At 74.3% G+C, this 20,786-nt stretch carries 19 protein-coding genes; 8 read left to right on the forward strand and 11 right to left on the reverse strand.

Annotated features, from left to right (window positions below; translation table 11 throughout):
* Positions 1-81: 81 nt before the first annotated feature.
* The gene (locus ACFT41_RS12125) at positions 82-420 is read right to left on the reverse strand and encodes a DUF952 domain-containing protein (protein ID WP_377583495.1); all 339 of its coding nucleotides are present in this window, start codon (positions 418-420) and stop codon (positions 82-84) included.
* Positions 421-581: 161 nt separating this feature from the next.
* Here ACFT41_RS12125 and ACFT41_RS12130 point away from each other — a divergent pair, with 161 nt between their 5' ends.
* Together ACFT41_RS12130 and ACFT41_RS12135 are read left to right on the forward strand one after the other, a co-directional pair.
* Positions 582-1,238, forward strand: a complete 657-nt coding sequence (locus tag ACFT41_RS12130; RefSeq protein WP_377583493.1) for a response regulator transcription factor — start codon at positions 582-584, stop codon at positions 1,236-1,238.
* 10 nt (positions 1,239-1,248) lie between these two features.
* Entirely contained in the window at positions 1,249-2,715 is a 1,467-nt protein-coding gene (locus ACFT41_RS12135; RefSeq protein ID WP_377583491.1) for a sensor histidine kinase, read from the forward strand.
* A gap of 4 nt (positions 2,716-2,719) precedes the next feature.
* Here the strand turns inward: ACFT41_RS12135 and ACFT41_RS12140 are convergent, their stop codons facing one another.
* From ACFT41_RS12140 to ACFT41_RS12155, 4 genes are all read right to left on the reverse strand, one after another.
* Positions 2,720-3,637, reverse strand: coding sequence for a TAXI family TRAP transporter solute-binding subunit (locus tag ACFT41_RS12140; protein ID WP_377583533.1), 918 nt, complete (start codon positions 3,635-3,637; stop codon positions 2,720-2,722).
* Between the two features lie 150 nt (positions 3,638-3,787).
* The gene (locus ACFT41_RS12145; RefSeq protein WP_377583489.1) at positions 3,788-4,480 is read right to left on the reverse strand and encodes a hypothetical protein; all 693 of its coding nucleotides are present in this window, start codon (positions 4,478-4,480) and stop codon (positions 3,788-3,790) included.
* A gap of 106 nt (positions 4,481-4,586) precedes the next feature.
* Positions 4,587-5,426 (reverse strand): peroxide stress protein YaaA, encoded by an 840-nt coding sequence (yaaA, locus tag ACFT41_RS12150; protein ID WP_377583487.1) that lies wholly within the window; start codon positions 5,424-5,426, stop codon positions 4,587-4,589.
* A 63-nt stretch (positions 5,427-5,489) separates the two neighbouring features.
* Positions 5,490-7,106 (reverse strand): ArnT family glycosyltransferase, encoded by a 1,617-nt coding sequence (locus ACFT41_RS12155; RefSeq protein WP_377583485.1) that lies wholly within the window; start codon positions 7,104-7,106, stop codon positions 5,490-5,492.
* Between the two features lie 164 nt (positions 7,107-7,270).
* On the opposite strand from ACFT41_RS12155, the gene ACFT41_RS12160 reads away from it, so the two are divergent.
* Positions 7,271-8,311, forward strand: coding sequence for an App1 family protein (locus ACFT41_RS12160; RefSeq protein WP_377583531.1), 1,041 nt, complete (start codon positions 7,271-7,273; stop codon positions 8,309-8,311).
* Between the two features lie 62 nt (positions 8,312-8,373).
* Here ACFT41_RS12160 and ACFT41_RS12165 read toward each other — a convergent pair whose 3' ends face one another.
* The 5 genes from ACFT41_RS12165 to ACFT41_RS12185 all read right to left on the reverse strand — a co-directional run bounded on the left by ACFT41_RS12165 (position 8,374) and on the right by ACFT41_RS12185 (position 15,864).
* Positions 8,374-9,723, reverse strand: coding sequence for a hypothetical protein (locus tag ACFT41_RS12165; protein WP_377583483.1), 1,350 nt, complete (start codon positions 9,721-9,723; stop codon positions 8,374-8,376).
* A 104-nt stretch (positions 9,724-9,827) separates the two neighbouring features.
* Positions 9,828-11,930 (reverse strand): 1,4-alpha-glucan branching protein GlgB, encoded by a 2,103-nt coding sequence (gene glgB / locus ACFT41_RS12170; protein WP_377583481.1) that lies wholly within the window; start codon positions 11,928-11,930, stop codon positions 9,828-9,830.
* Positions 11,918-13,957 (reverse strand): maltotransferase domain-containing protein, encoded by a 2,040-nt coding sequence (locus ACFT41_RS12175; RefSeq protein ID WP_377583479.1) that lies wholly within the window; start codon positions 13,955-13,957, stop codon positions 11,918-11,920. The genes glgB and ACFT41_RS12175 overlap by 13 nt, the downstream gene beginning before the upstream one ends.
* A 76-nt stretch (positions 13,958-14,033) precedes the next feature.
* Entirely contained in the window at positions 14,034-15,182 is a 1,149-nt protein-coding gene (locus ACFT41_RS12180) for a sulfotransferase (protein ID WP_377583477.1), read from the reverse strand.
* A gap of 445 nt (positions 15,183-15,627) precedes the next feature.
* Positions 15,628-15,864, reverse strand: a complete 237-nt coding sequence (locus ACFT41_RS12185) for a winged helix-turn-helix domain-containing protein (RefSeq protein WP_377583475.1) — start codon at positions 15,862-15,864, stop codon at positions 15,628-15,630.
* 198 nt (positions 15,865-16,062) lie between these two features.
* Here ACFT41_RS12185 and ACFT41_RS12190 point away from each other — a divergent pair, with 198 nt between their 5' ends.
* The 4 genes from ACFT41_RS12190 (at position 16,063) to ACFT41_RS12205 (ending at position 18,240) form a co-directional block, all read left to right on the forward strand.
* Positions 16,063-16,263 carry a hypothetical protein gene (locus ACFT41_RS12190; RefSeq protein ID WP_377583473.1) on the forward strand — a complete coding sequence of 67 codons (201 nt, stop codon included), beginning with the start codon at positions 16,063-16,065 and terminating at the stop codon, positions 16,261-16,263.
* A 16-nt stretch (positions 16,264-16,279) separates the two neighbouring features.
* Positions 16,280-17,473, forward strand: coding sequence for a helix-turn-helix domain-containing protein (locus ACFT41_RS12195; protein ID WP_377583471.1), 1,194 nt, complete (start codon positions 16,280-16,282; stop codon positions 17,471-17,473).
* 82 nt (positions 17,474-17,555) lie between these two features.
* A complete protein-coding gene (locus tag ACFT41_RS12200) occupies positions 17,556-17,795 on the forward strand; it encodes an AbrB/MazE/SpoVT family DNA-binding domain-containing protein (protein WP_377613812.1) in 240 nt (79 codons plus the stop codon).
* Positions 17,785-18,240 (forward strand): type II toxin-antitoxin system VapC family toxin, encoded by a 456-nt coding sequence (locus tag ACFT41_RS12205; RefSeq protein ID WP_377583467.1) that lies wholly within the window; start codon positions 17,785-17,787, stop codon positions 18,238-18,240. Before ACFT41_RS12200 ends, ACFT41_RS12205 begins: the two co-directional genes overlap by 11 nt.
* A gap of 13 nt (positions 18,241-18,253) precedes the next feature.
* On the opposite strand, the gene glgA is transcribed toward ACFT41_RS12205, so the two are convergent.
* Positions 18,254-19,468, reverse strand: coding sequence for a glycogen synthase (gene glgA / locus ACFT41_RS12210; RefSeq protein WP_377583465.1), 1,215 nt, complete (start codon positions 19,466-19,468; stop codon positions 18,254-18,256).
* A 70-nt stretch (positions 19,469-19,538) separates the two neighbouring features.
* Between glgA and glgC the strand changes: the two genes are divergently transcribed.
* Positions 19,539-20,771 carry a glucose-1-phosphate adenylyltransferase gene (glgC, locus tag ACFT41_RS12215; protein WP_377583463.1) on the forward strand — a complete coding sequence of 411 codons (1,233 nt, stop codon included), beginning with the start codon at positions 19,539-19,541 and terminating at the stop codon, positions 20,769-20,771.
* Positions 20,772-20,786: the final 15 nt, after the last annotated feature.

Here is a 20,786-nt window from a genome sequence, read left to right on the forward strand (position 1 = left end):
ATCGGGGGCTGCCGCGCCCGGCGTGGGCTCGGACGGCCCGGCCGGGGCACCGGCCGGGAGTGAGCATAGCGAGCCGCACAGTCAGCCCAGCAGGTGCGCGACCGCGTCGGCGGGCGGGGTGTCGGCCGGCAGGGCGTGGGCCTCGACCACGGCGGCGACCGGCAGCGTCCCGTACAGGTGGGGGAAGAGTTCGCCGCCCCGGGACGGTTCCCAGCGCAGCCCCGCGCCGACCGCCTGCGGGTCGACGGAGAGCAGGGTCAGCCCGGTGGCGCCGGCGAAGTGCCGCCGGGCGGTCTCGACCAGTTGGCCGGCGGCGGAGAGGTGGATGAACCCGTCCTGGCGGTCCACCGCCGAGCCGGCGAAGTGCCCGGCGGCGCGGGCGGCGTCCCACTCCGTACTCGTCAGCAGTTTGTAGATCACCCCGGCAGCCTACGGCGGCGGCCGGCCCGGCGGACCGGGACCGGCCGGGCCGCCGGGCGCGCCCTGCAACGGGCACGCGGCAACTGACCGGGCGGCCCTCCCGCCCGGCCGGCACGTCTGCGACCATTCCACGGTCGAGAACGAGGAACCGGGGAGGCGGGTTGCGCATCCTGCTGGTCGAGGACGACCGTCGGGTGGCCGCCGCCCTGTCGTCCGCGCTGACCCGTCGCGGCTACGAGGTGGAGCACGCCGCCACCGTCGCGGCGGCGCTGCGCGCCGCGCCCTGCGACCTGGTGCTGCTCGACCTGACCCTGCCCGACGGGGACGGCACCGAGCTCTGCCGCGCCCTGCGCCGGCGCAGCGCCCAGCTCGGCATCATCGCCGTCACCGCCCGCGGCGAGGAACGCGACCGCGTCCTGGGCCTGCGGCTGGGCGCCGACGACTACGTGGTGAAACCCTTCTCCATGGTCGAGCTCCAGGCCCGGATCGAGGCGGTGCTGCGCCGGGCCGCCCACGCCGCCCCGGAGCGGGACGTGATCGAGGCCGGCCCGGTGCGCATCGACGTCGCCGCCCGGACCGTCACGGTCGACGGCCGGGAGGCCACCCTCACCCGCAAGGAGTTCGACATCCTGCTGTCGCTGGCCCGGCAGGTCGGGGTGGCGGTGTCCCGCGACCGGATCCTGCTGGACGTCTGGGGCACCACCTGGGCCGACCGGCACACCGTGGAGGTGCACGTCGGGTCGCTGCGCGGCAAGCTGGGCGACCCCCGGCTCGTGGAGACCGTACGCGGGGTCGGCTACCGGCTGCGCGGGGAGTGAGGGGAGCCCCGTGCGTCGTCGGCTGGTCATCAGCTACCTGCTGCTGATGGTGCTGGTGCTCGTCGCGCTGGAGACCCCGCTCGCGGCGACCCTGGCCACCCGGGAGACCGACCTGGTGCGCGCCGACCGGCTCGCCGACGCCACCCGGTTCGCCTCGCTCGCCGGGCCGGCGCTGCGCGGCGGCGTCCCGGGGCCGATCGGCGGCGAGCTGAGCAGCTACGACGAGCTGTACGGCATCGGCGCGGCGGTGGTCGACCGGGACCGGCGCACGGTGGTGGCGTCGCGCAGTTGGCGGTCCGGGGCCGGCACCGAGTCGGCGCTGGACAACGCGCTGTCCGGGCAGCAGTTCAGCGCCCCGGGCTCCGTGTGGCCGTGGGCGGGCGGGCCCGTCGTGGTGGCGGTGCCGATCAACGACGGGGGCGAGGTGCTCGGAGCCGTCGTCATCACCACCCCGGCCGCCGCGCTGCGGCGCACCGTCACCGCGTGGTGGCTGCTGCTCGCGGCGATCGGCATCGTCGCCGTGCTGGCCTGCGTGCTGACCGCGTTCGGGCTGGCCGGGTGGGTGCTGCGCCCGGTCACCGAGCTGGACGCCGTCACCCACGAGATCGCCGAGGGCGACCGGGGGGCCCGGGTCCAGCACCGGCTGGGCCCGCCGGAGCTGCGCCGCCTGGCGGCGAGCTTCAACAACATGGCCGACGTGGTGTCCGACGTGATGGACCGGCAGCGGGCCTTCGTCGCGCACGCCAGCCACCAGCTGCGCAACCCGCTGACCGCCCTGCGGCTGCGGGTGGAGGAGTTGGGACCGAGCCTGACCGATCCGCAGGGGCGGGCCGAGCACCGGCTCGCGTTGGAGGAGACCGACCGGCTGGCACTGCTGCTCGACGCCCTACTCACCCTGGCCCGCGCCGAGCGCGAGGAGAACCAGCGGGTCACCGTCGACGCGGCGGCCGTGGCCGCGTCCCGGGTCGCCGCCTGGCAGCCGCTGGCCCGGCACCGGTCGGTCACCCTCCGCCTGGCCCCGGCCGACGGCCCGGCGTACGCCCGGACCGTGCCGACCGCGATCGACCAGGCGCTCGACGCCCTGATCGACAACGCGGTGAAGTTCAGCGGTACGGGCGGCGAGGTGACCGTGGGTGTCGGGCGCGCCGACGGCGGGACCGCCCTGGAGGTCCGGGACACCGGCCCGGGCATGACCCTCGACCAGCTTGACCGGGCCACCGAGCGGTTCTGGCGGGCCCCCGAGGTGCAGAACGTCGACGGGGCGGGGCTCGGGCTGACCATCGTGGCGGTCCTCGTCGACGCCTCCGACGGGCGGCTCACCATGCGGCCGGGAAAGCCGCGCGGGCTGGTGGCCGGGCTGTGGTTCCCGGCCCCGGGCCCGGCGGACTCCGCCGGGGCGACGACCCCGGCCGGGCCCGCCCCGGACTCCGCCGGAGCGATGCCCCCGGCCCGGCCGGTCGGGTCGGACGTCGGCTGACGGGTCAGGGCTTGGCCGACCGGTACCAGTCGGCGGCACCCGGGTGCAGCGGCAGCGGGGCGGTGGCGATCGCCGACCGGGGGCTCATCCGGCCGGCCGCCGGGTGGGCCGCCGCCAGTTCCTCCCGGCGCTCCATCAGCAACCGGGTCACCTCCCGCACCAGCGGCTCCGGCAGGTTCGCCCGGACCACCAGGTAGTTCGGGTTCGCCACCGTCGTGACCGGCTCGACCCCGTACACGGAGCGGGGGATGTCCCGGGACACGTAGACCTCGCGGTAGCTGCGCCGCAGCGGCTCGGTCCACTCGCCCAGGTCGACGATCCGCACGGCGTTGCCGGCAGCGAGTTCCTCGACGCCGCGCACCGGGAGCCCGCCGGAGAAGAAGAACGCGTCGATGCGGCCGGCGCGTAGCGCGGCGACCGAGTCGTCGAGGCCGAGCCGTTCCCGGCGTACGGCGGCACCGCCGAGGTGGGCGACCTCCAGCAGCCGGGTGGCGGTGATCTCCGTGCCTGAGCCGGGCGCGCCGACGGAGACCCGCCGGCCCCGCAGGTCGGCCACCGAGCGGACCGGGCTGTCGGCCGTGGTGACCAGGTGCAGCAGGTCGTCGTAGACCCGCGCCACCGCCAGGACGCCCGGGTGTTCCTCCCGGTCGGTGGGCAGCACGTCGGCCTGGGTGAAGCCCAGCTCGGCCTGGCCCGAGCCCACCAGGCGCATGTTCTCCGCCGAGGCCGCGGTGACCACCACGCTCGCCCGCACCCCGGGCAGCTCCCGGTTGAGGATGCCGGCCAACGACCGGCCGAACGCGTGGTAGACAGCGGTGGGGCTGCCGGTGGCGATGCGGATCGGCACCGGTTCGCCCGGCGAGTCCTGGCAACCGGCGAGCCCGGGCGCCGCCGCGACCAGCACCAGCAGCAGCACCACCATGCCGGCGGCGCGCGGGGGCACAGTCCAGCTACGGCTCACCCGGTGCACTCTGCGCGGTGCACCGCCGCTGGCGCAAGCCCGCCGCCGCTGGCGCAAACCCATCGGCCGCGCCCGCCCGCCGTCCACGCGCCCGCCGGGGCGTAAGGCCCGTCAGCAGGCGGCGGCCACCCCCGGCCCGGTCGCCGGGTCCAGGGTGACGCTGTGCAGGATGCGGTCCCGGTCCGGGCCGTCGGCCACACTCACCACGAAGCAGCCCGCGCCGGGCCGCAGCAGGGCGGGCACCTCCAGCAGGGCGGCCCCCCGGACCAGCACGGCGGCCAGCTCCCGGTCGGTCAGCCGGATCCCGAGGATGTGCCGGCGCACGTGCCGGCCGCCGGCCAGCAGCGCCGCCCGCCACGCTGCGGCGGCCAGCCGGGGCCGCCACGTCCGGCGCGGCGCCGACGCCCCCGACGCGGGCCCGCCGAGCAGCTCCCGGCGGCCCTGCCGCCAGCCGGTCTCCACCAGCGCCGCGTACGCCGCCCGGTGCTCGCGCGGCACCTGGAGGCGGTGCAGCTCGTAGCGGCGGCGCAGGCCACCGGTGGTCATCTCGTGCCGCACCGGGATCTCCAGCCGGGCGAGGAGCTGGCGCATCCGGTGCGCCGCGTCCTCCCGGTTGAACTCGGCGGCGGGGCCACCGAGGACGGGAACCGGGGGGCGCTGACCGGCCCGGTTCGGCGCGGCCGGCGCGGCCACGCAACGCAGCAGGCAGGCGACCTCGAACGCGTCGGCGAGGGTCAGCCGATCCAGCGGGGCCGGGGCCGCGGGAAGACGGGGCCGGTCGAGCAGCGTGGGTTCGAGGGGCACCACAGTCTCCTTGTCGGCGTCGGGTTCCCCTTACCGTGGCCCGCCGGGCGGCCCGGTGGTACCCGTGGCCGCCAGGCTTGAGGAAATCTTGCGACAGTTCGGTGCGTCACAACTGCGTCACCACGACGTCGACCGCCCGGGGTCGGCCGGCCGCCACCGGCTGCTCCAGCACCGGGTACTTCAGGTCCCGCAGGGCGGCCACCAGCCCGTCGGCGGTGCGCGGGCGGGCACCGGCGGTGAGCAGGTCGCGGACCAGCCGCCCCTTCGTCGCCTTGTTGAAGTGGCTCACCACGGTGCGGACCGGCCCGGTCGGGGTGTCCCGCTCGTGCAGCACCCGCACGGTCACCGTCCGCCCGGCCAGCTCGCCGCGCGGGGTCCACGTCGCCGCGTACGCGCCCGAGCGCAGGTCCAGCACCGGGCCGCGACCGGCCGCCGCTTCCAGCGCCCGGCCCAGCTCCCGCCGCCAGTACGCCGACAGCGCCCCCACGCCGGGCAGCCGCGCCCCGATCGGGCACCGGTACGGCGGGATGCGGTCGGTGAGCCGCACCGCGCCCCACAGCCCGGAGCTGATCAGCACCGACCGGCGGGCCGCCCGCTGCGCCGACGCCGGCAGCGAGGCCAGGTCGAGGGACTCGTAGAGCACGCCCGTGTAGAGCCGGCCCGCCTCGGCGGTGGCCGCCCGCTCCAGCCGGGCGTTGCGGCGCAGCTCGCCGGCCAGCCCCGGGGTCAGCCCCAGCGCCTCCAAGGCCGCCGCTTCGTCTGGAACGGTGGCCGCCGCCCCACCCTGGGCCGCCGCCCCACCCGGGCAGGCGCAGAGCGCCACCAGCGCCGTCAGCACCCGCGCGCGGGCGTCGGTCAGCTCGGGCAGGGACAGCCGGGCCAGGTCCAGCCGCCGGCCGGTCCCGGCGTCGGCCTTGCCCTCCGAGGGCGGCAGCAGGATGAGCATCGCCTCACGACTCCTCGCGCACCCGGCGACGTGCGCGCCGGCCGGGCCAGCGTACGCACCCGTTCAGCGCCACGGCCGCACGGCCGTCTCCGGGTGGTACACGCGATAGCGGCCGACCTCGGCGAGCAACGCCGGCCCGGCGCGCGGGCCGAGCAGCTCCCGCAGCCGCCGATCGGCCGGGCCGCCGGCCACCAGCACGTACCCGGGCCGGTCGACCAGGGCCACCTCCCGCCAGTACGGCCGGTACCGGTTCTGCCCCGGGGCCAGCCGTCCGTCGAGCACCCCGCAGACCACCTCCTCCGCCGTGTGGAAGACCAGCCGGTTGCAGGTCCAGTACTCGCCGTACACCGCGCGCAGCCCCGCCCGGCGGACGATGTCGGCCAGTTCCCGGGCCTGCCGCTCCTCGGCGCGCAGCGGCCCGAGGCCCGCCACGAACAGGCCGGTGGCGGCCAGCGCGGTGGCGGTCAGCCCGGCCAGCGCGGCCGTGGCCGACGCCCCGGCGAGCCGTCCGGCCGCGCCCGCCGTGCCCCGCCACGCGTGCCGCGCCGCCACCCACAGCGGCCACAGCACCACCGGCAGCGACAGCTGGAGCACCGACAGGTAGCGGGCGTTGTTCAGCGGGTCGGTGGCGGCCAGCGGGCTGCGTACGTACACCGCGAGGGTCAACCCGGCGCCCGCGACCAGGGCGAGCTGCGCGGCCGGCCCGACCCGGTCGCCGGCCGGCCAGGCGGCGGCCCGCCGGTACGCGACCAGCGCGAGCACCGCGGCGGCGGCCAGCAGCGCGGGGTAGAGCAGCCCGAACCACTGCTGCCAGCGGGCGCACCCGCCGGCCGGGCACAGCCCGGTGGCCAGCGGCACCCCCTCCAGCAGCCCGCCGCGCAGCCGGTCGGCCAGCGGGGGTGCCACCCCGCCCACCCGGCTGATCCCCCGCAGCACCGACAGCGAGTCCTGCCCGGGCGGCGCGCGCAGGTTGTCGACGATCAGCGGCGCGGCTCCGACGGCGAACCCGGCCGCCAGCGCCGCCCCGCACCAGCCGAGCAGCTCCCGGCGCAGCTCCCAGGCCAGCAGCAGGCCGGCCGCCGTCAGGTACGGCACGATCAGCCAATCCGACCAGACGGCCAACCCGGCCAGCAACCCCGCCGTCCCCGCCGCCAGCGGCCGGGACCGCACCCGCCCATCGGCCAGCCCCACCGCCACCAGCAGGATCAGCAGCACCGCCGGCTTCGCCTCCGGCCGCCCGCCGACCGCCTGCAACTGGTCGCGCAGCACCCGCTCCGGGCCCAGCGCGAGCAGGCCGACGACCAGCACGGCGAACCACGGCGCGCAGATCCGGCGGGTCAGCCGGTACGCCAACCACACGAACAGTGCCCACAGCACCAGCACCGGCAGCCGCAGCACCGGCCAGCTCGGCCCGGCGACGGCGACCAGCGGGGCCGCCAGGTACGCCTCCGCCATGCCCATGTAGCGCTGCCCGTACAGGAAGACGGGGTGCTCCCGGCCGGCGGCGATGTGCAGCGCGGCCAGGCCGAAGGTCGCCTCGTCGCTGTTCGACACGGGCACGGTGAGCAGCGTGAGGACCAGCCGGTAGCCGAACCCGGCCAGCCCGAGCAGCAGCGCCGCCAGCGCCGGCCGGTCGAGCGCCGGACGCCACCGCCCACGGTCCCGCACAGCTGTCGACACGACCAACGCCCCCGTCGTCGCCCCGACCGGAGTGTGTCACGCGCGCGGTACGGGCCGGGCCGGATCGCCGCAGACCGGCGGCGGGTGGTGGTCGGCGGCGCGATGGTCCCGGGGAGCCGGCGGCTCGCGTGGCCGACGTCGACGGGGTGTGGCAGGGTTGCAGCGTGCCACCGACACCCGCCGGCGAACTGGCCGTACCGAACCTGCACCGGGCCGCGCGGTTCGAGGACGCCGTGCACAACCTGGTCGAGCGCCGGCTGCGGCGCACCGGGTGGCAGACCAACATCATCGCGTACGCCGGCTACGGCGCCCCCGGTTGGGCGCGGGTGCTGTGCCGGGTGCTGCTCGGCCGCCCCGACACCCGGTCCCGGCAGCGCCTGGAGAAGGTGCGCGGCTGGCGCAGCTTCGCCACCCTGCCCGCCAAGCACGTGACGGTCACCATCGAGGCCGGCGGGGTGACGCACGAGGCGAAGGCCGATCGCAGCGGCTTCGTCGACACCGTCGTCGAGGCCGGCCTGACCCCGGGCTGGTCATCGGTGCGGCTCAGCGTCGCCGACGCCGAGCCGGTGGAGGCGCTGATCCGCGTCCTCGACCCGAACGTCCGGTTCGGCATCCTCTCCGACATCGACGACACGGTCATGGTGACCACCCTGCCGCGTCCGCTGCTGGCCGCGTGGAACACCTTCGTCCTCGACGAGCACGCCCGCGCCGCCGTGCCCGGCATGGCGGTGCTCTACGAGCGGCTGGCCACCGCCCACCCCGGCGCCCCGGTGTTCTACCTGTCCACCGGCGCGTGGAACGTCGCGCCGACGCTGACCCGGTTCCTGTCCCGGCACCTCTACCCGGCCGGGCCGCTGCTGCTCACCGACTGGGGGCCGACGGCCGACCGGTGGTTCCGCAGCGGCCGGGAACACAAGCGGGCCACCCTGGCCCGGCTGTCCCGCGAGTTCCCCGACGTGCGCTGGCTGCTCATCGGCGACGACGGCCAGCACGACCCGGAGATCTACCGGGAGTTCGCCGCCGGCCATCCGGACAACGTGGCCGGGGTGGCGATCCGCCGACTGTCGCCCACCCAGTCGGTGCTCGCCGGCAGCCTGCCCGCCCCGTCGGGCAGTTCTTCGTCGGGGCCGGTGGGGCAGAAGTGGCTCTCCGCGCCGGACGGCGCGGGCCTGTGGAAGCTGCTGCGCGACGCGGGACTCGTCTGAGCCCTGCCCTGGGGGGCCACCACCGACGCGTGTCGGTGATGGCCCCTGAGACTGCCCGGTTGTCAGGAGCTGGTGGGGGTGACCAGCGGCCGGGCCGGGTCGGCGGTGAGGGTGCCGGTGCCCGGGGTGCCGGCGGTGAGGCCGCTGACGCGCCAACGGACGGTCTCGCCGTCGGCGCCGACGGTCCACAGGTCCGCATCGCCGTCGGCGTCGACGTCGGCGGCGTGCAGGGTGACGTCCTCGCCGGTGTTCCAGGACGTGGACAGCGCGTAGGCGGTGTGGCTGAGCACGCCGGTGTCGGGGTCGACCGTGAGGTCGGTCCACAGGTGCAGGGCACCGCTGGCGCGGTGCCACAGGAACATGGCGGTGCCGCCGGCGAGCTGGGCGGTGGCGACCGTCCAGTCGCTCCAGTCGGTGCCGGCGACGGGGGCGGCGGCGGTGGTGTGGAACGCGCCGAAGTAGCCCCCGGGCGCCCCGAGGTTGGGGTAGTAGGTCAGGTGGTGGCCCGTGCCGGCGCTGCCGCTGATGCCGATGAGGTCGGGGATGGGGGCGGCGACGCGGCGGGTGTCGCCGGCGTTGGCGAGCTGGAGGGGCTGCGCGCCGTCGGGGTCGAGGAGCTGGCTGGGGTCGACGCTGAACTGGTTGCCGCTGAGCTGAGGCTGGAGCACCGAGCCGTCGCCGTTGCCGCGCAGCACGCTGGCGCCGCCGGGGTTGACGCCGGTCGGGTGGTAGACGAGGACGTCCTGGACGACGTTGCCGGTGAACCGCCCGGTGATCACCTGCGCCCCGTCGAAGGCGGCGGGGGTGTCGTCGCCGGTGCCGTTGCCCAGGGCACCGATGTTGGTGGCGGGCAGGGCCGAGCCGGGAGTGTCGCCGGCGGCGAGCCAGAGCCCGGACGGCAGGCCGTGCACCCCGCCCACGGTCAACAGGTCGGCGACGCCGTCACCGGTCAGGTCGCTGTCGACGGCCGGGGCGCCGGGGTTCGAGTTGAACGTGAGGTTCGCCGACTCGCCGAAGGCCCCGGCGGCCGTGACACCGGTCACGGTCAGGGTGTTGGTGAACCGGGTGGGGGTGAGCACGATGGTGGCGTTGCCGTTGACGTCCGCCGCGACGTCGGCCGGCGGGCCGGCGTTGAGCTGGTAGACGTACCTGGCCGGCGCCCCGCCCGTGCTGCCCTTGGAGACGGTGAAGGTCGCCGGCACGTACATCGTCGTGTCCCCGGGGTCGGAGACGACGGGCGTTCCCGGGGGGCAGGCGGCCGGGCGGCCGGGAACGCGCGGGCCCGGTGCCGCCGCGACTGCGGCGTCGGCGGGCAGCGCGGCGGCACCGCCGGCCGTGAGGAGGGCGACGCTGACGCCGGCCGCGAGGACCCGGATCCTGGATGTCCTCGCCGCAGGGATGGTTGCAGGCACGAAGGTTCCCTCCCATGGGGGTGTTCGGGTGACGCACCCACCTGATCGGTGGTCACCACAGTGAACCACCCGTCCGCCGCCCGGTCCGTCCCCTGAGGACGGGATCAGTCGCGGCGCAGCCAGAGCACGCCCAGCGGCGGCACCCGCAGCGCCACCGACGCGGGCAGCCCGTTCCACGGGACCCCCTGCGCGTGTACCTCGCCGAGGTTGCCCACCCCGGAGCCGCCGTAGTGGTGGGCGTCGGTGTTGAGCACCTCCGTCCACGTCCCGGCGGCGGGCAGCCCGACCCGGTAGTCCTCCAGCGGCAGGGCCGAGAAGTTCGCCACGCACACCAGCGTCGCGCCGTCGGGGGCGATCCGCACGAACGACACCGTGTTGTGGGCGACGTCGTCGCCGGCGATCCAGCGGAACCCGGCCGGCGTGGTGTCCTGCGCCCACAGCGCCGGGGTGTCCCGGTAGACGCGGTTCAGGTCGCCGACGAGGCGCTGCACCCCGGCGCGCGCGGGGTCGTGCAGCAGGTACCAGTCGAGGCCGCGCTCCTCGCTCCACTCCCGGTCGTCGGCCAGCTCGCAGCCCATGAACAGCAGTTGCTTGCCCGGGTGCGCCCACATGTACGCCAGCAGCGCCCGCGCGTTGGCCAGCCGCTGCCAGGTGTCCCCGGGCATCTTCGCCACCAGGGAGCCCTTGCCGTGCACCACCTCGTCGTGGCTGATCGGCAGCACGAAGTTCTCGCTCCACGCGTACGCCAGGGAGAAGGTGAGCTGATGGTGGTGGTGCTGCCGGTAGATCGGGTCCTTCGACGTGTAGAGCAGGGTGTCGTGCATCCAGCCCATGTTCCACTTGAACCCGAAGCCCAGCCCGCCGTCGGCGGTGGGCCGGGTCACCCCGGGCCAGGCCGTCGACTCCTCGGCGATCATCACCACCCCGGCGTGGTGCTTGTAGACGGTGGCGTTGACCTCCTGCATGAAGGCGATCGCCTCCAGGTTCTCCCGGCCGCCGTGCACGTTGGGCACCCACTGGCCGGACGGCCGGGAGTAGTCCAGGTAGAGCATCGACGCCACGGCGTCGACCCGCAGCCCGTCGACGTGGAACTCGTCGCACCAGTACAGCGCGTTGGCGACCAGGAAGTTGCGCACCTCGCGGCGGCCGAAGTCGAAGACGTACGTGCCCCAGTCGGGGTGCTCGCCGCGGCGCGGGTCGGGGTGCTCGTAGAGCGGGGTGCCGTCGAAGCGGGCGAGGGCCCACTCGTCCTTGGGGAAGTGCGCGGGCACCCAGTCCAGGATCACCCCGACGCCGGCGTTGTGCAGCGTGTCGACGAGGTGCCGGAATTCGTCGGGGTTCCCGAACCGGGACGTCGGCGCGTAGTAGCCGGTGACCTGGTAGCCCCAGGAGCCGCCGAACGGGTGCTCCATCACCGGCATGAACTCCACGTGGGTGAAGCCCAGCTCCGTCACGTACGCGGTGAGCTGCTCGGCCAGTTCCCGGTAGCCGAGGCCGGGCCGCCACGAGCCGAGGTGCACCTCGTACACGCTCATCGGTTCCTGGTGCGGCTGCCGGCGCGCGCGGCGGGCGAGCCAGTCGGCGTCGGTCCACTCGTACGCCGAGCGGTGCACCACCGACGCGGTGGCCGGCGGCACCTCCGCGTACGCCGCCAAGGGGTCGGCCTTGTCCCGCCACCGCCCGTCGGCACCGAGCACCCGGTACTTGTACTTCGCCCCGGCCGGCACGTCGGGCACGAGGATCTCCCACACGCCGCTGGAGCCCAGCGACCGCATCGGCCAGCCGTCGTCGGGGTTCCAGCCGGTGAAGTCGCCGACGACCCGCACGCCGCGCGCGTTGGGCGCCCACACCGCGAACGCGACGCCCGCGTCGAGCACCCGCGCGCCGAGGGCCTCCCACAGCCGCTCGTGCCGGCCCTCGCCGATGAGGTGCAGGTCCAGCTCGCCGAGGGTGGGCAGGTGCCGGTACGGGTCGTCGCGCAGCGCGCCGTCGACGTCGACCCGGTAGTCGAGCACGGTGCCCGGCAGGACGACCTCGAACACGCCCGCCTCGTGGACCCGGGTCATCGGGTACCGCTGCCCGCCGACGACGGCGCTGACCCGCCGGGCGCCCCGGCGCAGGGTGCGGATGGTGGTGCGCCCGTCGGCGGGGTGCGCGCCGAGCACGGCGTGCGGGTCGTGCGCGGTGCCGGCGATCAGCTCGTCCATCGTGGCTCGTCCTTGTCAGCAGCAGCAACGGCGTCGGTGGTGGGGGCGATGGTGCCTGCGGGGGCGGGCCGGCGCACGGTGAACACGTGCGCGGGCTGGAGGTACGGGTCGAGCCGCACGGCGTTGCGCTGCCCCCACTCGTAGACCGCGCCGGTCAGCTCGTCGTGCACCGTGAACCGGTCGGGCCAGTCCAGGCCCAGTGCCGGCATGTCCAGGGTGGTATTGCCCCACTGCACGGTCTGCGAGTCGAACGAGCAGACCACGAGCACCGTGTTACCGGTGTCCGGGTCGCGCTTCGACCAGCACAGCAGCGCCGGGTTGTCGGTGTCGTGGAAGACGAGGTTGCGCAGCCGGTGCAGGGCCGGGTTGTCGCGCCGGACCCGGTTGAGGGTGGCGACGAACGGGGCCAGTGACCGCCCCTGCGCCTGCGCGCCGGCCCAGTCGCGGGGGCGCAGCTCGTACTTCTCGTTGTCGAGGTATTCCTCCGCGCCGGGGCGGGCGACGTGCTCGAACAGCTCGTAGCCGGCGTACATGCCCCAGGAGGGGGACAGCAGCGCCGCCAGCACCGCCCGGATCTTGAACATCGGCGGGCCGCCGTGCTGCAACGACTCGTGCAGGATGTCGGGCGTGTTGGGCCAGAAGTTGGGCCGCATGTGGTCGGCGGAGGCGACCAGCTCCGCGCAGTATTCCCGCATCTGCGCCGCCGTCGTGCGCCAGGTGAAATAGGTGTACGACTGCGTGAAGCCGATCCTGCCGAGCCCGTTCATGATCGCCGGCCGGGTGAACGCCTCGGCCAGGAACAGCACGTCCGGGTCGACCTTCTTCACCTCGGCGATCAGCCAGTGCCAGAAGTCGAACGGCTTGGTGTGCGGGTTGTCCACCCGGAAGATGCGGATGCCCTCGCCGACCCAGTGCAGCACCACCCGCAGCACCTCCGCGCGGATGCCCTCCGGGTCGTTGTCGAAGTTCAGCGGGTAGATGTCCTGGTACTTCTTCGGCGGGTTCTCCGCGTACGCGATGCTGCCGTCGGCGCGGGTGGTGAACCACTCCGGGTGCTCGGTCACCCACGGGTGGTCCGGCGCGCACTGCAACGCCAGGTCCAGCGCCACCTCCAACCCCTGCTCGGCGGCGGCGGCGACGAAGTCGCGGAAGTCCTCCGGCGTACCCAGGTCGGGGTGGATGGCGTCGTGGCCGCCCTCGGCCGCGCCGATCGCCCACGGCGAGCCCACGTCGTCGGGGCCGGCGGTGAGCGCGTTGTTGCGGCCCTTGCGGTTGACCCGGCCGATCGGGTGGATCGGCGGAAGGTAGAGCACGTCGAAGCCCATCGCCGCGACCCCGGGCAGCCGGTCCATCGCGGTGGCGAACGTCCCGGAGCGGGCCGGCGCGTCGACGGTGGCCGGGATCGCCCCCTCGGAGCGGGGGAAGAACTCGTACCAGGCGGAGAAGAGCGCCCGGGGGCGGTCCACCCACAGCCGGTGCTCGTCGCCGGTGGTGACCAGCTCGCGCACCGGGTGCGCCCAGAGCAGGTCGGCCAGGTCGAGGGCCGGGGCGACCCGGGCGGGCAGCTCCCGGCCGTCGTCGTCGAGCGCGGCCACCGCCGCCTTGACCCGCGCGACGTCGCCCGCCGGCGCCAGGCCCAGGGCGGCGGTCAGCACGCGTACGCCTTCGGCCAGGTCGTTGGCCAGCTCCGCCGCCCCCTGCCCGGCGGCGATCTTCTTGGTCACCGCGTTCTGCCAGGTCAGGTACGGGTCCTGGAACGCCTCGACGGTGAAGGTCCACTCGCCGACGGCGTCGGGGCGGATGGTGGCGTGCCACCGGTCGTGGCCGGGCTCGCCGGGGCGCATCCGGGTGAACGGCCTCGCCCGCCCGTCGGGGCCGAGCCAGACCACGTTGCAGCCCAGCGCGTCGTGCCCCTCCCGGTAGGCGCGGGCCGACACCGACACCGCCTCGCCGACCACCGCCTTGGCCGGGTAGCGACCGCAGGAGACGGCGGGGGAGACGTCTTCGATCGGGAACCGTCCAGTCACCCTGTCAACCTACCTGTGCGAGATCGTCTCGCGCGCGGCCAAGCTGTCTCCGGCCCCTGCTACGGCTCGATCCCTGCTACGGCCCGATCAGCCCGCGCACGAGCGGATCGCCGGGGTCGACGACCGGATACTCCGCCAGCACCGCCCGCGCCTGCGCGAAGTCCTCCGCGCCCAGCGCCGCCGCCGGGTTGCGGCGGCGGCTCGCCCGGGACAGCCGGGTGCCCTCCTGGGAGTCCGCCGCGAAGGTCCCGTACGCCGCGTCCACGCGGTCGATAGGCAGGCCGCAGTGTGCCAGCAGGTCCGCGAGCGTGGCCTTCGGGTCCGCGCCGAGCGCCTCGTAGGCCACCGGCAGCAGCAGCACCCCGGCGCGGCGCAGCGTCAGGTACCGGTCCAGCACCGAGAGCCAGGTCAACAGGTACGCCTCGGTCGGCGTCGGTTGCCGCTGGTGCCGGGCGACGAAGGGCATGATCAGCGGGGCCTGGGCCAGCACGTACCTCAGGAACGCCAGTTGCGCGGCCGGGTCGGGCAGGTGCGGGGTGAAGCCCTGGTGCATCGACTCCAGCCACGGGTGCGCGTCGCGGTGCAGGAACAGGCCCCGGGCGTCGGGGAAGACCTGGTGGAACAGGTCGCCGAGCTGGATGCCGCTGGCCCGGAACTTGACCGCCAGCGTGGGTGTGCCCCCGTCTCGGCCCCCGGTGTTGCTCCCGGTGTTGCCGAGGACGCGGACGCAGCTGCGGATCAGCCGCGCGTACTCCGCGTCGCGGCTCGGGTCCTCGTGCCGCAGCAGCGCGATCTCGGTGAAGACGTCGGGCTCGGAGTAGCTGCGCACCCCGGCCACCTCGCCCAGCGCCCTGCTGAGCAGCGTCGACCCGCAGCGCCCGACGGAGTAGACCAGGATCAGGCGGGCCGGGTCCGGCAGGTCGTCGGCGAGCCGGTGCAGGGTCTCGTAGGGCACCGTGATCAGCCGCTGCGCCGCCCGGTACTGGTCGAGGTAGAGGAACGCCCCGCCGGCCAGGTCGACCCCCGGCAAGGTCTGCACGAAGTACGCGAGGCGGTGCTCGTCGTCGAGGCAGTGCAGGCTGACGTCGGGGTCGCCGAGCAGGCTCTCCGCCGGCACCGATCCGCCCGGTCGTACGACGAAGTTGTGCGGGCTGGCCGGCACGAACTCGGCCGCCGCCACCTTGTCGAGGATGTCCAGCACCTGCGCTGACCCGTTCGTATCCATCGACGCCTGACGTTACGCGGGATCGCCGAGCGCGATCAAGCCCTCGCGAGGTGTCGCTGTCCGCCCTCTGCGGGCTGCTCACGCTCCGTGATGCCCCTGCGTTGACACCCGGATGGCGCGGCCACTCTTGCTGTGGGTGAACCTTGCCCGACCACGCCACACCTCTCGCACTCCCTTTGCTCTGCACCCATCGGCGCAACACTCAAGCCGAGCAGGGACTATTTAAGGTAATGGATGTTGAGGTGGGGCGAGGGGCTGTTGCGCTGCGTGAGTGTTGCGTATGTGGGTGCAGAGCAAAGGGGATGCCTGCGTGTGGTGCTTGCTGGGCGATTGTTGCTTTGGGTGACGGGTCGGTGGCGAGCTAAAGCGACGGGGCCTCCGAGTGCCCCGAACGCGTAGATCTTGGTACCAAACGGCCCCTCTGGGGGCCGAAACTCACCAAGATCTACCCAGCCCCCGCCGGGGGACGCGGTGCCACGAACGACCCCTTGCCCTGGTGCACCTCAATCCAGCCCCGTTCATCGAGGATCCGCAGGGCCAGTCGGATCGGCGTCGCACTGGCGCGGTACTGCTCGCACAACTCCGTGATGGACGGGAGCTTGTCGCCGGGCTTGAGCGTGCCGCTTCGGATCGACGCGGTGACGTCGTCAATGACCTGCTCGTATACGGGTTGTCTGGGCATGGCGGGGCCACCTCTCGTCAGCCCTCCGAGCATGCCACCCGACACAGCATTCTGTGCATGTTGGGTTGACTCTGTACTCACTGCACTCTAGGTTGCGGATGAGGGCCTCTCGTCAGCAAACGGAGTGCCTCTCACCCGGGCGGGGCGATCCCCGTGCGCCCCGCCCCCTGACAGCCCCGAACCCCGAAGGAGGCGCAGATGCGTGAGCGCCCGCACGACGGGCCGCTGCCGACGGCGTACCCGATGCCGGACGGCCGGCCACCGCAACCCGACGGCGACCGGGTGCCGTGTCCGTCCCGCCCCGACGCCCGCGCGCCGATCAACCGGCGGCAGTACGCCTACGGCATCGCGATCGCGGTGGTCGTACTCGTGCTGTTGGTCCTCGGGATCCTCGGGTGAGCGGGACGGCCCGGCGGTGAACGAGCTGCCGGTCGGTCGCCGGGTCGCCCACTGGCGGGTGCGGCGCAACATGACGCAGCAGCAGTTCGCCGACCGCCTCGGCAAGTCGAAGAGCTGGGTGGACAAGGTCGAGCGCGGGGTGCGTCGGCTGGAGCGGGTGTCCAACCTGCGGGAGATCGCCGAGGCGCTCCGGATCGACCTGGAGATGCTGCTGGCAGACCGGCCAGGCCCGCCGGACCCGGCTGCGGCGGGCCTGGAGGGGATCCGGGCCGCCCTGGCCCGGTACCACGTGGCGGTTCCGGCCCGGCCGCCCGACGTGGCGCAGGTGCGGGCCCGGCTGGACCACGCGGGGCAGAGCTACCGGCACGCCCGGTACCGGGAGCTGCTCGCCCTGCTGCCCGGCCTGCTCGACGCCGCCCGCGAGGCGCGCGCCACCCACCCGGGCCGGCCGGCCGATGGTCTGCTGGCATCCGGGTACGGGCTCGTCGCGCTGGTGCTGGTGAAGCTCGGCCACGGGGAGTTGGCGTGGCTGGCCGCCGACCGGGGGCTGGCGGTCGCCACGGCCACCGCCGACCCGTGGCTGGCCGCCGCCGCGACCGTACCGCTGTGTCAGGCCCTGCGGGCGAGCGGCCGGCTGCGGTCGGCGGTGGAGGCGGCGGTCGTGGCCGCCCACCGCGTCGGGCCGGCCCGGTCCGGTGCCGCACCCGCCGACGGGCCGGCCGTGCGCGGGACGCTGCTGCTCCAGGCCGCCCTCGCCGCCGCTGGCCGGGGCGACGAGCGGGCCGCCGATGAGCTGCTCGGCCGGGCCGGCGACGCCGCCCGGGTCGCCGAGCCCGGCGGCACCGACGGCGGCGGCTTCGGTGGCGAGGGCTTCGGGCCGGCGGCGGTCGAGGCGGCCCGGGTGGTCGCCGGGTCCGCGCTCGGCCAGGTCACGGCGGCGACGGTACGCCACGAGAAGCTGATCGCCGGCGACGGGTGGCGATGGCTGCCGCCCGAGCACCGGGCCGCGTACCTGCTCGACGTGGCCCGCCTGTACGCCTCGGCCGGCGACGGGCTGCGCGCCGGCCGGGCGGTGCTGGACGCGGAGCGCACGGCCCGGGGCGAGGTGCACGACCGCCCGGCGGCGCGGGACCTCGTCGGCGTCGTGGCGCGGTCGGCGGCGGCCCCGGCCGCCCTGACCCGGCTCGCCGCCACCCTCGGTGTCACCTGACCCGCCGCCGACTCGCCGCCTGATCCGGCTGCCCAGCTGCGTTGCGACACGTATCATGCGTATTACGTATCAGGGGGCCGATATGAAGTTGAACAGCAAAGGGCAGGTGACCATCCCGGCCGAGCTGCGTGCCCGGCACAACCTGCACGAGGGCGACGAGGTCGATGTGATCGAAGAAGGCGGCGCACTGCGCATCGTGCGCGTCAGTGCCGCCGAGACCCGAGGACGGCGGCTGGTCAGGCACATGCGTGGACGGGGCAGCGCCCGAGAGGTGGAGAGCATGTCGACGGACGACCTGATGGACCTGCTCCGTGGCGAGTGAACGAATCCGGGCCGTCGCTGGCCGGGTGGCTGACACCGTCGCCACATTGGTGGACACCAACGTGCTGCTGGACATCTTCACCGAGGACCCGAAGTGGGCCGACTGGTCGGGTGAGGCGTTGGCTGTCGCCCGCGACGCCGGCCTGTTGGTGATCAACCCGCTCGTGTACGCCGAGGTGTCCGTGCGGTTCGCGCGGGTGGAGGAACTCGACGACGCGCTGCCCGCCACGGACTTCCTCCGCGAGGAGCTGCCCTACCCCGCGGGATTCCTGGCCGGCAAGGCGTACGCCCGGTACCGCGCGCAGGGCGGCAACAAGCGCTCACCGATCGCCGACTTCTACATCGGCGCACACGCCGCAGTCTGCCGCTACCGCCTGCTCACCCGCGACAGCAGCCGCTACCGCACCTACTTCCCCAGGTTGACCCTGATCGCGCCCGAGGCGTAGCCACGGCTCAGCCTCACGCGCCGACCGAGCGGTAGACCTCGACGGTGCGGGCGGCGATCGCGTCCCAGGAGAAGTGTTCGACCGCTCGCACCCGCCCGGCCCTGCCGAGTTCACCGGCCTTCGCCGGGTCGGCCAGCACCCGGTTGATCGCCGCCGCCAGGTCGGCCACGAACCGCTGCGGGTCCAGCGGCGTGCCGGAGCCGTCGGCGGCCTGCTCGATGGGGACCAGCAGTCCCGTCCCGCCGTCGGCGACGACCTCGGGGATCCCGCCGGTGGCGGTGGCCACCACGGCCGTCTCGCAGGCCATCGCCTCCAGGTTGACGATGCCCATCGGCTCGTAGACCGACGGGCAGACGAAGACCGTGGCGTGGGTGAGCACCTGGATCACCTCGTGCTTGGGCAGCATCTCCGCCACCCAGACCACCCCGGAGCGGGTGGCCCGCAGCTCGGCCACGAGGCCCTCCACCTCGGCGGCGATCTCCGCCGTGTCGGGGGCCCCGGCGAGCAGCACGAGCTGCGTGTCGTCCGGTAGTTCCCGGGCGGCCCGCAGCAGGTACGGCAGGCCCTTCTGCTTCGTGATCCGCCCGACGTAGACGACGCTGGGGCGGGCCGGGTCGATGCCGAGCCGGTCCACCACGTCGGTGCCGGTGTCCGGGGCGTACTGGGTGGTGTCGATGCCGTTGTAGACCACCCGCACCCGGTCGGGGTCCACCGCCGGGTACGCCGCCAGCACGTCGGCGCGCATGCCCGCGCTCACCGCGATGATCGCGTCCGCCGCCTCGTACGCCGTGCGCTCGCACCAGGAGGAGAGCGCGTAGCCGCCGCCGAGCTGCTCGGCCTTCCACGGCCGCAGCGGCTCCAGGCTGTGCGCGGTGACCACGTGCGGCACCCCGTGCAGCAGCTTTGCGGTGTGCCCGGCCAGGTTGGCGTACCAGGTGTGGCTGTGCACCACGTCGGTGCCGGCGCACGCGGCGGCCATCTCCAGGTCGACGCCCATGGTGCGCAGCGCGGCGTTCGCGCCGGCCAGGGCGGCCGGCTCGGCGTACGCGGTGACGCCCGGCTCGGTGCGCGGCGCGCCGAAGCAGTGCACCCGCACGTCGGCGAGCCGGCGCAGCTCGCGGGCCAGGTACTCGACGTGCACGCCGGCCCCGCCGTACACCTCCGGCGGGTACTCGCGGGTGAGCAGGTCGACGCGGAGTGCTCCGGTGGCCGGGGTCGAGGCGGTCATGCCCGCACCCTAGTGCAGAAGTCCGTCCGTACGAGTGGTGAAGTGGCACGCGGATGGTTAGCGTCTGGGCATGGCTGACAAGGTGCTCGCGATCGTCCTGGCCGGTGGAGAGGGCAAGCGCCTGATGCCGCTCACCGCGGACCGGGCGAAGCCCGCCGTCCCGTTCGGCGGGATGTACCGCATGGTCGACTTCGTGCTGTCCAACCTCGCCAACGCCGGTTTCATCAAGATCGTCGTGTTGACCCAGTACAAGTCCCACTCACTGGACCGGCACATCACCATGACGTGGCGGATGTCGACGCTGCTCGGCAACTACGTCACACCGGTGCCGGCGCAGCAGCGCCGGGGCCCCTGGTGGTTCGCCGGCTCGGCCGACGCGATCTACCAGAGCTTCAACCTGATCCACGACGAGCAGCCCGACTACGTGATCGTCTTCGGCGCCGACCACATCTACCGGATGGACCCCCGGCAGATGGTGGACGACCACATCGCCTCCGGCGCCGGGGTGACCGTCGCCGGCATCCGCCAGCCGCTGTCGATGGCCGACCAGTTCGGCGTGATCGAGGTCGGCCCCGACGGCCGGCGGATCCGGGCGTTCCGCGAGAAGCCCACCGACGCCGCCGGCCTGCCCGACGCACCCGACCAGATCTACGCCTCGATGGGCAACTACGTGTTCACCACGAAGGCGCTCCTGGAGGCCGTCGAGCAGGACGCGGAGGACAAGACCAGCAAGCACGACATGGGCGGCAGCATCATCCCGATGCTGGTCGAGCGCGGCGAGGCCAACGTCTACGACTTCCGCGACAACGAGGTGCCGGGCAGCACCGACCGCGACCGCGGCTACTGGCGCGACGTGGGAACGCTCGACTCGTTCTACGACGCCCACATGGACCTGATCAACGTGCACCCGGTGTTCAACCTCTACAACTTCGACTGGCCCATCTACACCGAGCAGCCGCCGTACCCGCCGGCGAAGTTCGTCCACCAGTGGGGCGAGCGGGTCGGGCGGGCCGTCGGCTCGATGGTGTCGCCCGGCGCAGTGATCTCCGGCAGTCTGGTGGAGAACTCGATCATCTCGCCGAAGGTCAAGGTGCACTCGTGGGCGCACGTCGACGGCTCGGTGTTGATGGAGGGCGTCGACATCGGCCGGCACGCCGTGGTCCGCCGGGCCATCCTCGACAAGCACGTGATCGTCCCCGAGGGGGCCGAGATCGGCGTCGACCTGGAGAAGGACCGGCAGCGCTACACCGTCTCCGACAACGGCATCGTGGTGATCGGCAAGGGGCAGCGGGTCGAGCCCTGAACCACCCACACTTGT

The sequence above is a fragment of the Micromonospora sp. NPDC057141 genome (assembly GCF_042670805.1).
Classification (GTDB): domain Bacteria; phylum Actinomycetota; class Actinomycetes; order Mycobacteriales; family Micromonosporaceae; genus Micromonospora.

Excerpts from the sequence above, each read along its gene's own strand:
- ACFT41_RS12180 (WP_377583477.1), bottom strand. The coding sequence starts at position 15,182 with ATGGATACGAACGGGTCAGCGCAGGTGCTGGACATCCTCGACAAGGTG.
- glgA (WP_377583465.1), bottom strand. The coding sequence starts at position 19,468 with ATGACCGCCTCGACCCCGGCCACCGGAGCACTCCGCGTCGACCTGCTC.
- ACFT41_RS12185 (WP_377583475.1), bottom strand. The coding sequence starts at position 15,864 with ATGCCCAGACAACCCGTATACGAGCAGGTCATTGACGACGTCACCGCG.
- glgB (WP_377583481.1), bottom strand. The coding sequence starts at position 11,930 with ATGGACGAGCTGATCGCCGGCACCGCGCACGACCCGCACGCCGTGCTC.
- yaaA (WP_377583487.1), bottom strand. The coding sequence starts at position 5,426 with ATGCTCATCCTGCTGCCGCCCTCGGAGGGCAAGGCCGACGCCGGGACC.
- ACFT41_RS12200 (WP_377613812.1), top strand. The coding sequence starts at position 17,556 with ATGAAGTTGAACAGCAAAGGGCAGGTGACCATCCCGGCCGAGCTGCGT.
- ACFT41_RS12140 (WP_377583533.1), bottom strand. The coding sequence starts at position 3,637 with ATGGTGGTGCTGCTGCTGGTGCTGGTCGCGGCGGCGCCCGGGCTCGCC.
- ACFT41_RS12190 (WP_377583473.1), top strand. The coding sequence starts at position 16,063 with ATGCGTGAGCGCCCGCACGACGGGCCGCTGCCGACGGCGTACCCGATG.
- glgC (WP_377583463.1), top strand. The coding sequence starts at position 19,539 with ATGGCTGACAAGGTGCTCGCGATCGTCCTGGCCGGTGGAGAGGGCAAG.